At 68.2% G+C, this 11,919-nt stretch carries 10 protein-coding genes; 6 read left to right on the top strand and 4 right to left on the bottom strand.

From position 1 onward, the window contains the following. Positions 1–151: 151 nt before the first annotated feature. The 4 genes from ACSVDD_RS06560 to ACSVDD_RS06545 all read right to left on the bottom strand — a co-directional run bounded on the left by ACSVDD_RS06560 (position 152) and on the right by ACSVDD_RS06545 (position 4,941). Positions 152–898, bottom strand: coding sequence for a helix-turn-helix domain-containing protein (locus ACSVDD_RS06560; protein ID WP_448188486.1), 747 nt, complete (start codon positions 896–898; stop codon positions 152–154). A 138-nt stretch (positions 899–1,036) separates the two neighbouring features. Continuing rightward, on the bottom strand, positions 1,037–2,575 hold the full coding sequence (locus ACSVDD_RS06555; RefSeq protein ID WP_448188485.1) for a hypothetical protein: 1,539 nt from the start codon (positions 2,573–2,575) through the stop codon (positions 1,037–1,039). A 180-nt stretch (positions 2,576–2,755) separates the two neighbouring features. After that, positions 2,756–3,781, bottom strand: a complete 1,026-nt coding sequence (locus ACSVDD_RS06550; RefSeq protein WP_448188484.1) for a c-type cytochrome — start codon at positions 3,779–3,781, stop codon at positions 2,756–2,758. Beyond that, on the bottom strand, positions 3,694–4,941 hold the full coding sequence (locus tag ACSVDD_RS06545) for a c-type cytochrome (protein WP_448188483.1): 1,248 nt from the start codon (positions 4,939–4,941) through the stop codon (positions 3,694–3,696). The genes ACSVDD_RS06550 and ACSVDD_RS06545 overlap by 88 nt, the downstream gene beginning before the upstream one ends. 194 nt (positions 4,942–5,135) lie before the next feature. On the opposite strand from ACSVDD_RS06545, the gene ACSVDD_RS06540 reads away from it, so the two are divergent. The 6 genes from ACSVDD_RS06540 to ACSVDD_RS06515 all read left to right on the top strand — a co-directional run bounded on the left by ACSVDD_RS06540 (position 5,136) and on the right by ACSVDD_RS06515 (position 11,916). Then, positions 5,136–5,855 carry a cytochrome c3 family protein gene (locus ACSVDD_RS06540; RefSeq protein ID WP_448188482.1) on the top strand — a complete coding sequence of 240 codons (720 nt, stop codon included), beginning with the start codon at positions 5,136–5,138 and terminating at the stop codon, positions 5,853–5,855. 23 nt (positions 5,856–5,878) lie between these two features. Beyond that, positions 5,879–6,943 (top strand): NHL repeat-containing protein, encoded by a 1,065-nt coding sequence (locus tag ACSVDD_RS06535; protein ID WP_448188481.1) that lies wholly within the window; start codon positions 5,879–5,881, stop codon positions 6,941–6,943. A 178-nt stretch (positions 6,944–7,121) separates the two neighbouring features. Next, the gene (locus tag ACSVDD_RS06530) at positions 7,122–7,433 is read left to right on the top strand and encodes a c-type cytochrome (RefSeq protein ID WP_448188480.1); all 312 of its coding nucleotides are present in this window, start codon (positions 7,122–7,124) and stop codon (positions 7,431–7,433) included. Positions 7,434–7,452: 19 nt separating this feature from the next. Further along, positions 7,453–8,553 carry a ligand-binding sensor domain-containing protein gene (locus ACSVDD_RS06525; RefSeq protein ID WP_448188479.1) on the top strand — a complete coding sequence of 367 codons (1,101 nt, stop codon included), beginning with the start codon at positions 7,453–7,455 and terminating at the stop codon, positions 8,551–8,553. 14 nt (positions 8,554–8,567) lie between these two features. Continuing rightward, entirely contained in the window at positions 8,568–9,854 is a 1,287-nt protein-coding gene (locus ACSVDD_RS06520) for a ligand-binding sensor domain-containing protein (RefSeq protein WP_448188478.1), read from the top strand. 70 nt (positions 9,855–9,924) lie between these two features. Next, complete coding sequence (locus tag ACSVDD_RS06515; protein WP_448188477.1) at positions 9,925–11,916, top strand: heme lyase CcmF/NrfE family subunit; 1,992 nt, start codon at positions 9,925–9,927, stop codon at positions 11,914–11,916. Positions 11,917–11,919: the final 3 nt, after the last annotated feature.

Here is an 11,919-nt window from a genome sequence, read left to right as displayed (position 1 = left end):
CTATTGTGGTGACGCACGGTGTTGACTCCGTTTTCGTGTCCGGGAGACGCGCCAACGTCTGGACACGAGTAGAATCAATGCCCTGCGCCTCGTCCACAAAACTTAACCGGACAGCCGTGGGTCAAGCCCGGCCATGACGAAATAGGGAAGTTCACCGCCCCGCCGCGATCTCCGCCAGACGCTCCGGATCGAGGATCTCCACCGTATAGGTGTCCAACAACCTGATCAGCCCGCCGGAGCGCAGCTTGGTGAAGGTGCGCGACACCGTCTCGATGGTCAGGCCGAGATAGTCGGCGATGTCCATCCGCCCCATGGGCAACGGCACCCGGCACAACCCCGCCTCGTCGGCCGGCTGGCGGTCGCGCAGGATGATCAGCAGCGATGCCAGCCGCTCCGTCACGCTCTTGCGGCCGAGCAGCAGCAGGCGCTCATGCGCGGCGACCAGATCGGCCTGCATCATGTCGAACAGCTTGCGCGCCAGCGCTGGGCGCTGGTCCATGGCGGCGTCCAGCCGGCTGCGCGGCATCCGGCTCAGCGTCGTGGGGGTCACCGCTTCGGCGGTGTGGGTGTGATTGTCGCCCGCCGCTAGCCCGACGATGTCGCCGGCCTGCAAAAAATCCACGACATGCCGCCGCCCGTCCGGCAACAGGATGCTGATGCGCACCATGCCCTCGACCACGCGGTAGACGCTGCGCGCGGCGTCGCCCTCGTAGAACAGCGCCTCGTCGCGCGCCACCGTCACCGTCTCGGTGGCCAGCGCGAACACGTCGTCGCCGACCACCAACCCAAACTGCCCCACCACGGGCCGGAGCACCGGGCGCCGGGCCGATGCGGGGGTCGGCATCGGAACCGGCTGAAGGGGCCGTTGCTGCCGCAGGGCGGAGAGTTGCAGGGTCATGGAGATGGCTTCCATATCCGATGGCCGTCCAGAATTCGGCCGTCTAACGTTCGAAGGTATGGTTGATCGACATTAACCAAGTCCTAAGAAAGCCTGCCCCGGCGGCTGAGCAAAAGGAGTAGGGGCGTTTCATCCGGCTTAAGCGCCGGGGCGGCGGTACCAGCCGGTGCGGTCGGCGGTCTTGAGCAGGCTCATCACTTCCGGCGACACCCACCAGCGGCAGCGGCGGCGCTCGTCGCTGGCGGTGGTGAGCAGCCGGTCGATCAGGCCGGACTCCTCGTCGCTGAAGCGCTGGCGCTGCGCCAGAGCCTCCTCGACGATGCGGATCAGCGAGCCGTCCAGCGCGGTGACCTCAATCGGGTGGCCGATCAGCTCCATAAGCTCGGCCAACTTGCCGAGACGTGGCAGGTCGGCCTGCTGGCCGGCGCCGGTCAGGTCGCGGAACAGGCCGGACAGGTGCTGGGCGATGCTCGGCTGCCAGGGCTTGATGGCGGTGGCGAAGCCGCGCGGCTTCAGGCGCGCCTTGAAGGACGCGACGTAGCGGATGCGCTCCAGCAGCGGTTCCGGCGAAGAGAAGCGCGTCATCGTCATTAGGCGCTGGCCGACCGAGGGGACCAGTTCCAGCTCCACCGCGTTGATGAAGCGGCCGAAGGCGTCGCGGATGCCCGCCAGATGGCGGTCGCTTTCGTCGATGCCCAGGGCGTGCAGCGCGTCGTACCAAGCGAAGACGTTTTCTGTCAGCACCTCGATGTCGCCGCTGTTGGGCGGCGTGCGCGTCGGCGCGCGGTTCAGGTAGTGCTCCTCGATCCACTCGCGCGCGACCTGGGCGGCCAGCTGGAAGTGGGCGACGATGCAGTCGCGGGTCAGCGTCTGCGGGAAGGTGTGGTGGATCTCCAGCGCCGCGGCCGGGTTCCGCTTGGCGTGCAGGTGCGCCACCACCAGCAGCATGGCGCCCTCGGCGCCGGGGCGGCGCTCCTCGGTGGCGGTCAGCACATAGTCGGTCAGCGTGGCGAGGTTGGTCGCCGGGGCCGGCTTCGCCAGATCGCGCCACGCCGGGGCGACGGTCAGCAGGAATTCCAGCGTGTCGAGATCGGAGGCGGTCAGCGGCGGCGTGGCGCGGCAATTCCGGCTGGCCAGCGTGGACTTGCGCTGCATGTTGGCGTCGGCGAGGAACTTGGCGCGCTCGGTCGCCTTCGGCTTGACGGCGGCGATGACCGCCAGGGATTCCTTGCGCAGATCCTCGGCGATGCGCTGTGCGGCCGGCGAGGCGAAGATCTCGTCCAGCGGCTTGTCGTTGGCCTGTTTGGTGACCGTGCGCTGGATGCGGGCGACGTTGTGTTCCATGTGCTGCGACAGCGCGAACCACCACGCGCCGGCATCGATGATGTGCATGCTGGCGGGCAGGCGGGTTTCGGCGCGGATGCTGTAGTCATCGCGCAGCAGGATCGGGTCGAACCAGCCCGTCCACAGGCGCCGGGCGTGCTCGGTGCGGCGGCCGTTCAGCATCTCCAGCAGCAGGTTGGCGACGTGCGGCCCCAGCGACTGGTTGTCCAGGTGGCCGTCGCGGATGAGCTGGTGAAGGCGCGCCTTCTGCTCGCGCCCGAGCGGTTCGAGCACGTCCCGCACACGGGCGAGGTTCGCGTCGGCGAGTGGACGGGGCTGATCCGTGAGGCTCATGGCGTGCATCTGCCTTCTCCCAGCGATGGCAAGCCGGTGGAGGCGGCCTGCCCGTGGCAGACAAAGCAACAATTAAGCCAAATTCGGGAGCGGCGGATCGGCTGCCGTTCGTGTGTGGGAGCAGTATGGCCACGCTTCCGTTTCCGGGAATCGGGGACGCGTTTTGCCGAATCCGGGACGTCAGCGCTTCCGCGCCGGCCTCGCGTCCAGGCGTTCGGCCTCGGCGCGGGCGGCGGCGCGGGTGGGGGTGAGGAAGGCGCGCTCGACATAGGAAATGACCGCGGCGATTTCCTCGTCCGACAGCACGGCACCCCACGCCGGCATAGACGTGTTCGCCAAACCGCGGCGCACCGCCTTTTCGATCCGTGCGTGGTCCAATTCGGCGACCTGCGTGATGTCGGTGAAGTTGCGGGGGTGCGGTTGCAGGAACGCGCCGATCCAGTTCTTCGCCGTGCCGTCGGCGGCGTGGCAGAAGGCGCAGTTCTGGTCGTAGATCGCCTTGCCCTTCGTCTCCTGGGCGTTCAGCCCCTCGATCACCGGCGGCACGTCGTGGCCGGCGTAGGTGCTGGCGTGGCTGATGGCGTCCACCTCCTTGCCGCGCACCACCGTGCCCATGTGCGACAGCGGGAACGCCTCGATGGTCGGGTTGGCGGTGTTCCTGGGCTCGTGGCAGGTGATGCAGCTGTCGAGAAACAGCGCGCGTCCGGCGCGGGCGGTGTTGTCCAGCGTGTCCAGCGGCGTGTCGAGCGAGGCGCCGCCGCGCACGAACGGGTAGGCGGCGGCGTACTTCGCGTGGTGGTCGGGCCAGCCGTTCTCGACGGTGTGGTAGGCGGTGTTGGGGGCGCCGCGGCGGACGAACTCCTCCAGCACGAAGACGGCGACGTCGCGCCGTTCCTCGGCCGAGAGGACGTTCTTGAAGCTCTTCATCCCCGTCCCCGAGACGCCGTGTTCCAGCGTCGAGAGGATCTTGTCCAGCGTCAGGCCGGGCGACTGCACGAAGTTGCGCGGCGGCGGGTCGAGCTGTTGCGCCGCCACCGTCTTCGCGTCGCCGCTGTAGCCGTGGCAGAAGTAGCAGCGGAAATTGTAGACCTTCCGCCCGCTCTCGACCTCAGGCGCCGCTACGGCTTTTTTTTTGCGTCGGGCTCCGGGGCCGGCGGCGCGGCTTGCGGAGCGGCGGCCGGGGCCGGCGTAGCGCCGGGGGTCCACTGCGGGGCGGCCGGCGGCGCGTCGGGCTGGATGAAGGCGGTGAACACGTACTCCGCGACGTTGGCGATCTGCTGCGGGGTCAGCACCTTGGACCAGGCGGGCATCTCCGAACCGACGACGCCGTCGCTGATCGCCTTGAACAGCGTCGGGCGGTTGAGGTCAGCCTTGTATTGCGGCTGCTGGAAGTCGGCCGGGCGCGGGTTGATGAAGTAGGCGCGCGGCCCCTCGCCGTTGCCTTCCTTGCCGTGGCAGGTGGCGCAGGTGTCATCGAACATCGCCTTGCCGGCGGCGCGGTCACCGGCGAGCTGGTTGGGCATCGGCAGCGACAGGTCGGCCGGGCCGACGCTGTGCATGATCTTTGCCGTCTTGGACCCGCCCTCCTTACCACCGCCCGCCGGGGGCAGGGCGGCCGTCTGGGCGTGCGGCTGGGCCGGCGTTTGGGCCGGCATCTGGGGATGCGCGGGGTTCTCCGATTTGGCAACCGGGGCGTCATCCTTCCCGTTTTCGGGAATGGCGGCCGGGTAGATGAAGGTGCCGCGGACATAATCGACGACGGCGGCGATGTCGCTGCGCGACAGCTTCGTCGAAAAGCCCATCATGGCCGTCTTCGGGCTGCCATAGGTGACGGTGTTGATCATGTGCCGGCGCGACAGTTCCTTTGCCTTCGTCGACGTGAAATCGAAAGGCGAGGGGTTCAGGCTGTTCTTCGCCCAACTGGCGCCGTTGCCCTTGTCGCCGTGGCAGACCGAGCAGGTCCTGGCGAAGATGGCGCGGCCACGGCTGGCGTCTTCGGTTTGCGCCGGCAGCATGAAGGCTTCCCGCATGTAGGAAACCACCGCCGACAAACGTTCCTCCGATAGGGATTTCCAAGCCGTGCGGGCCGCCTCGGCGTGCGCCGATTCGACACCGCGGCGCATGCGGTCGTAAGGATAGCGCACCACCGCCTGCGGCGTCGTGAAGTTGGGAACCGGTTGCCCGGCAGTCGCCGCTTCGGGGCCGTCGCCCGCACCGCCCTTGCCGTGGCAGCTCGTGCAGTACGCGGTGTAGTCCTGCATTCCCGTGATCTTTTGCGACGCTGCCTTGCGGCCGTCGCCTTCCTGGGCGTGCGCGGCCGATGCCAGCAGGGACAGCGCGATGATTGCCAGGGACAGGGACCGCATTCTCGCTTCCTCGTAGTCGTGCCATAGGGGGCGGCGCCGGGGAACGTTACTCCCGGATCGATGCCGCCGCTAGAGCAAGAAATGGGCCACGCACTGGCACGCGGGTTGCTTGAAAAAACGCCTGATCCCGTCCCCCGGCGATGCCGTGGGGGCACCCGAAACTCCGGCGCGGGTGTGGCCTTGTGACGACCTTCATGCGGATCGCGTCCGCCCTGCTCATGCTTGGTGCGGTGCCCGCGTTGGCCGGTACGCTGGTCGGCTCGAAGCACGACCTGACGGCGCTGAACACCCGCGCCAAGGTCGAGGCGATGACCGGGCTGGCGTTCAACAACTACCGCGACCCCTGCATCTACTGCCACCTGCCGGCCGACGCCAAGGCGACGAACGCCTTCAACGACGACGAGCGCTACAAGGACTGGAACCGGTACTTCTCCAATCAGGAGGACTACCAGCGCTACGAGAGCGGCTCGGCCAAGGTGAAGCCGGGCCAGCTCGGCCCGCAGAGCCTCCTCTGCCTGTCCTGCCACGACGGCACGATGGCGGTCGATATGGTGGTGAGCAAGCCGGGAGGCTGGTCCACCAAGGACGATTCGCCGCTGCACATGAAGCTGGACAAGGGCGGCGGCCTCGATCGATGCACCCAATGTCACGACGGTGTCACCGCGCACAAAATGGATGCCGTAGTAATCGGTCGCAATCTCATGGACGATCATCCCGTGGGCATCAAATACCCCGGCCTGTTCGGCAACGAGGACTACCATCCACCCGGTCGTGACGGTACTTTCCGTAATGGCGTCAAGCTGTTCGACAATCAGGTCGAGTGCGCGACCTGTCATGATGTCCATCAGCCCGACGTCGTCCCCTTCCTACGCGTGGAGCAGAGCGAGCTATGCATAACCTGCCACAACAAATAGGCCGGCGGATCGCCGGTTCCCTCATGGCAGCCGCATTGGCCCTCACTTTGGGGGCATGCGCGACCGACCAGAAGAAGCAGAGCGCACAGACTCTGGTCTGGCCGTCGCCCGACGATGCGCGCTTCTATTGGGAGCAGACCCTGACGGGGTCCGGCGACCTGATGGAAGAGACGCAGCAGCAGCGGCTGCGCCGCATGGCGACCGGCGAGACCACCGCCGGCCATTCCTTGCAGAAGCCCTGGGGCGTTGCCGCCTTCGATGGCAAGGTGTACGTCGGCGACACCATCGCGCGCCGCGTCCATGTCTTCGACATGCGCGCCAAGAAGTACTCGACGATCGCCGACCAGGGCGTCGGCGCGCTGGCCAAGCCGCTGGACATGACCACGGACGGCAAGGGCCAGCTCTACGTCTGCGACAACGCCGGCAAGCGTATCGTCATCTTCGACGCCGAGGGCAAGTACGCGCACTCCATCGGCGGCACCCTGCAACGGCCGAGCGGTGTGGCCGTCAACAAGGACGGGTCGCGCATCTACGTGGTGGACACCGGCGGGGTCACCTCGGAGAAGCACCAGATCGTCATGTTCGACGCCGCGGGCAAGGAACTGGGCACCATCGGCACCCGCGGTTCGGCGCCGGGGCAGCTCAACCTGCCGCTCTCCGTCACCTATAGCGTCGCCAACGACCATATTTATGTGGTGGACGGCGGCAACTTCCGGGTCAGCGAATTCACCGCCGACGGTTCGTTCGTCAAGGCGTTCGGCGACATCGGCCGCAGCTCGGGCCAGTTCGCCCGTCCGAAGGCGATCACCTCCGACCGCGAGGGCAACGTCTACGTGACCGACGCGGCGTTCGGCAATTTCCAGATCTTCGGCCCGGACGGCAAGCTGCTGCTCGACGTCGGCGGCCGCGGCGCCAGCGGTGTGGGCGGCGAGTTCATGCTGCCGGCCGGCATCACCGTCGACAAGTCGGACGGCCGCGTGTACGTGGTCGACCAGTTCTTCCCGAAGGTCGACGTCTTCCGCCCGGCGAGCACGGCGGAAGCCCGCGTGCCGCGTCCGGCGAGCGAGCTGAAGGAAGCCAAGAAGTAAGAGCGGAATTCCCGGAAACGGGAAGGAATCGTGTATGGTGGCCGCCTGGGCACGGGCGGCCACTGCCGCAACTGCGGGGCGACGGGTGGCACGATCATTGCGACTGTGCGGCCAACGTCCGGGGCGGCAGCGCGCCGCTTCCGGGCGACAACCTGCCCAGCAACGGAGAACTCTGACTATGCGTACGTTCCTGCTCGCTTCTGCCGTCGTCCTGATGAGCGTGTCGGCCGCCAACGCCGCCAACGCCGCCAACCCCGCCGCCGGCAAGGGCGTGTACGAGACCAACTGCGCCGCCTGCCACGGCCCGGACGGTGTCGCCACCATCCCCGGCGCCCCGAACTTCGCCAAGCGCGAGCGCCTGGAGAAGCCGGATGGCGCGCTGCTGAACTCGATCAAGAACGGCCTGAACATCATGCCGGCGTGGCAGGGTCAGCTGAGCGCCGACGAGATGGCCTCGGCGCTGGCCTACGTCCGCACGCTGGCTCGCTAAAGCTCAAGGAGACGCTGTCTTGACGACGCACCGCCGCTTTCATCGGATGCTTGCCGCGGGGGCCGTGCTCCTGTCGGCGATGGGGAGCGCGTCCGCTCAGACCAAGACGGCGTCTCCGGCCGCTATCGAGAGCTTCAACGTCGGCGAGCGGGCGTACGTTCGCTCGCTGGCGATGGACCCCGGCCGCAACTCGCTGTGGGTCGGCACCTCAGTCGGCGTGCTGGAGGTGGACCTGAAGGGCAACGCCCCGAAGAACACCTTCACGCGTGAGCAGGGCCTCGCCAACGAGTACGTCTTCGCCATCGGCGTGTCCCCGGACCCGGCCGCCAACGGCAAGGTCTGGTTCGGCACCAACGCGGGCGGCACCAGCACCTACGACAAGGACGGCAAGTGGAAGGTCTACTTCCCCATGCACGGCCTCGCCGACTATTGGGTCTACGCCTTCGCCTTCGACCGCCAAGGCGGCACCTGGATCGGCACCTGGGACGGCGCCAACTACGTCGACCCGAAGACCGGCGCCTTCACCACCTACCGCAGCGAGCTGATCAACATCTGGGTCTACGGCATCGACATCGACGCCGAGGGCAAGGTGTGGTTCGGCACCGAAGGCGGTGTGACCATGCACGACGGCAAGACCTGGACCTCCTGGACGCACAAGGACGGCCTGGGCGCCGAGAACGCCGGCAACCTGCCGCGCAGCGCCAACACCGGCCTCGGCACCCGCTCGCGCCACGATCTGGCGCTGGAAGCGGCCGGGCAGGAGACCTACAACCCCAACTACGTCTTCTCGGTGAAGGTGGACAGCACCGGCCGCGGCGTCTGGTTCGGCACCTGGGGCGGCGGCGTCTCGCTCTACGACGGCAAGACCTGGAAGTCGTTCAGCACGGCGGACGGCCTCGCCGGCAACGTCGTCTATTCCATCGCCCAGGACGCCGAGGGCGGCCTGTGGTTCGGCACCAACCACGGTGTCAGCCACTATGACGGCAAGCGGTTCGTCACCTACACCAAGGCGGACGGCCTTCTGAACGACAACGTCTACGCCATCGCCCTGACCCCGGACGGCAGCGCGTGGTTCGGCACGCTGGGTGGCGTCAGCCACCTTCTCCACCGCAAGCAGTGAACGGAATCCAGTCCATGCGGAACGTCCTCATCGCCGCCGGCGCCGCCGTTGCCGTCGTCGCCGTGGGTGCCTACCAGCTTGGCCGTCAGCAGGCGCCGGCCCCCGCCGCCCCGGTCCCGGCGGCGACCGCCCCGGCGGCTCCCGCGGCTCCGGCAGCCCCTGCGACTGCGGCTGCGTCGCCCCACGCGGTGTCGCCCCACACGGCGGCCCCCGGTGCCGCTCCGCAGGTTCCGCTGCCGCCTGGCGCAGTGGCGCCCGGCGCGGCCGCCCCGCACGCGACGCTGCGCGACTACGACCACTTCCGCATGGGCAACCGCAACGTCAAGGCGCTGTGGTCGGACGGCGACACGCTGTGGGTCGGCTCGTCGGGCGGCGTGATCCGCTACACGATCTCCGAGGACAAGTACGTCGTCTACGACAACAAGTCCGGCCTGCTGTCCAACGGCATCTTCTACCTGCAACGCTTCGGCGACGAGCTGTGGGTCGGCACCTACGGCGGCGGCCTGTCGGTGCTCGACGTGAAGACCGGCGCGTGGCGCGGCTACAACGTGCCCGAGGGCATGGGCGACGCCTTCATCTACGGCGCGCTGCGCACCAAGAGCGGCGACGTCTGGATCGCCACGTGGTCCGGCGCCAACCGCATCAAGGGCGGCCAGATGGACGACATCGACGCCTGGGAGCTGCACACCGTGGCCTCCACCGGCGGCGGCCTGCCGAACGACTGGGTGTACGGTCTGGCCGAGGGCAAGAACGGCGAGATCTGGCTGGCGACCGAGGGCGGTCTGGCCCGCTTCCAGGACGGCAAGTGGGAGAACTGGACCCACGCCAAGGGCCTGGGCGCCAAGGCCGAGGCGGTGAAGGGGCAGGGCGAGCTGAACAACGACCCCGGCACGCAGTCCCGCCACCACGCCCAGCAGAAGCAGGAGCAGGGACTGGGCGACGTCACGACGGCCTACAACCCGAACTACGTCATCTCCATCGCTGTGGACAACGACGGCGCCGTGTGGGCCGGCACCTGGGGCGCCGGGCTGTCGCGCTTCGACGGCAAGGAGATGAAGACCTTCACGGTCGCCGACGGTCTGCCGTCCAATCACATCTTCATGCTGAAGAAGGCGCCGGACGGCACGCTGTGGATCGGCACCAACCGCGGTCTGGTGCGCTATGACGGCAAGAGTTTCACGACCTTTACGGAGCAGGACGGCCTGCTCGGCAACAACGTGTTTTCCATGGCCTTCGCCGAGAACGGCGAGGTCTGGGTCGGCAGCTTCGGCGGCCTGACCCGCTTCCGCAAGGGCTTGTAAGCCCCTCTCCCCAAACCCCTCCCCCGCAAGGGGGGAGGGGCTTTCGATTGAGCGGCAGGAGCGACATCGGATGTTCACGGAAATCGGCCACTACGCGCTGATCATGGCCGTCGCCGTCGCGGCGGCGCAGGCCGTCGTGCCCCTGATCGGGGCGCAGCGCGGCGACCGCGCGCTGATGGCTTTTGCCCGCACCGCGGCGTTCGCGCAGTTCCTGCTGGTCGGCATCGCCTTCGGCGCGCTGATGCACGCCTACGTGACCAGCGATTTCTCCGTGGCGAACGTCGCCCAGAACTCGCACACCGACAAGCCGATGCTCTACAAGGTGAGCGGCCTGTGGGCCAACCACGAGGGCTCGCTGCTCTTGTGGATCACCATTCTCGCCGGCTTCGGCGCCGCGGTGGCGACCTTCGGCCGCAACCTGCCGGAATCGTTGCGCGCCCGCACCCTGGCGGTGCAGGCGATGATCGCCGTGGGCTTCACGCTGTTCATCCTGCTGACCTCCAACCCGTTCGAGCGCCTGGACCCGGTGCCGCTGAACGGCAACGGCCTCAACCCGCTGCTTCAGGACCCCGGCCTCGCCTTCCACCCGCCGTTCCTCTACCTGGGCTATGTCGGCTTCTCCATCGCCTTCTCCTTCGCCGTCGCCGCGCTGATCGAGGGCCGGGTGGACGCCGCCTGGGCGCGCTGGGTGCGCCCGTGGACGCTGGCCGCCTGGACCTTCCTGACCGTTGGCATCGGCCTTGGTTCCTGGTGGGCCTATTATGAGCTGGGCTGGGGCGGCTGGTGGTACTGGGACCCCGTCGAGAACGCCTCGTTTATGCCGTGGCTGGCCGGCACGGCGCTGCTGCACTCGGCGATCATCGTCGAGAAGCGCGACACGCTGAAGACCTGGACCATCCTGCTCGCCATCGTCGCCTTCAGCCTCAGCCTCCTGGGCACCTTCCTCGTGCGCTCGGGCGTCATCAGCTCCGTGCACTCCTTCGCCTCCGACCCCGGGCGCGGCCTGTTCATCCTCGGGCTGCTGCTGGTGACGGTCGGCGGCTCGCTGGGCTTGTACGCCGTGCGCGCTCCGGTGCTGAAGTCCGGCGGCCTGTTCTCCGGCGTCAGCCGCGAGGGCTCGCTGGTGCTCAACAACGTGCTGCTGTCCACCGCCGCCGGCACCGTGCTGCTCGGCACGCTGTACCCGCTGTTCGCCGACGCGCTGAACCTCGGCAAGCTGTCGGTGGGCGCGCCCTTTTTCAACGCGGTGTTCGTGCCGCTGTCGGTGCCGCTGGTCCTCGTCATGGCGCTCGGCCCGCTGCTCGCCTGGAAGCGCGGCAACCTGCTGCGCGCCCTGCGCACGCTGAGCCCCGCAATCGTCCTCGCCGTGCTGACCGCCGGGGCGACGCTGGTGTACGGCGGCTCGTCCTCGCCCTGGTGGGCGGCGCTGGGCACCGGGCTCGCCGCCTACCTGTTCGTCGGCACGCTGAGCGAGATCGGCGAGCGCGTCCGCTTGTTCCAGATCCCCGTGGCCGACAGCCTGTCCCGGCTGGTTCACCTGCCGCGCTCGGCCTATGGCCTGCTGCTGGGCCACCTCGGGCTGGCGTTCGTCATCGCCGGCATCACCGGCTCGTCCGCCTGGAAGGTCGAGAGCATCCAGACCCAGCGCATCGGTGAAACCGTCGTGGTGGCCGGCTACGGCTACCGCCTGGACGGTGTCGAGGAGACCCGCGGGCCGAACTATGTGGCGGCGCGGGCGACCTTCACCGTGACGAAGGACGGCAAGCCCTTCGCCATCATGTACCCGGAAAAGCGCCTGTACATGCAGCCGCAGCGCCCGACCACCGAGGCCGCCATCGAGACCACTCTGTTCGGCGACCTCTACGCGGTGATCGGCGATTCCGAGAATGGCAGCTTTGTCACGCGGCTGTACTACAACCCGCTGGTGCCGTGGCTGTGGGTCGGCGGCATCATCATGGCGCTGGGCGGGCTGGCCAGCCTGTCTGACCGACGCCACCGCATCGGCGCGCCGGTGCGCGCCCGCGGTGCGCTGCCGGCCAACGCTGTTGCCGGAAAGGCCTGATCC

This window comes from Azospirillum terrae, assembly GCF_053470425.1.
The sequence above is the reverse complement of the archived record's forward strand: the minus strand, read 5'-3'. Positions and strand labels throughout refer to the sequence as shown.

Coding starts and splice junctions, on each gene's coding strand:
- ACSVDD_RS06545 (WP_448188483.1), bottom strand. CDS start 4,941: ATGCGGTCCCTGTCCCTGGCAATCATCGCGCTGTCCCTGCTGGCATCG.
- ACSVDD_RS06560 (WP_448188486.1), bottom strand. CDS start 898: ATGACCCTGCAACTCTCCGCCCTGCGGCAGCAACGGCCCCTTCAGCCG.
- ACSVDD_RS06520 (WP_448188478.1), top strand. CDS start 8,568: ATGCGGAACGTCCTCATCGCCGCCGGCGCCGCCGTTGCCGTCGTCGCC.
- ACSVDD_RS06535 (WP_448188481.1), top strand. CDS start 5,879: ATGGCAGCCGCATTGGCCCTCACTTTGGGGGCATGCGCGACCGACCAG.
- ACSVDD_RS06515 (WP_448188477.1), top strand. CDS start 9,925: ATGTTCACGGAAATCGGCCACTACGCGCTGATCATGGCCGTCGCCGTC.
- ACSVDD_RS06530 (WP_448188480.1), top strand. CDS start 7,122: ATGCGTACGTTCCTGCTCGCTTCTGCCGTCGTCCTGATGAGCGTGTCG.
- ACSVDD_RS06540 (WP_448188482.1), top strand. CDS start 5,136: ATGCGGATCGCGTCCGCCCTGCTCATGCTTGGTGCGGTGCCCGCGTTG.
- ACSVDD_RS06555 (WP_448188485.1), bottom strand. CDS start 2,575: ATGAGCCTCACGGATCAGCCCCGTCCACTCGCCGACGCGAACCTCGCC.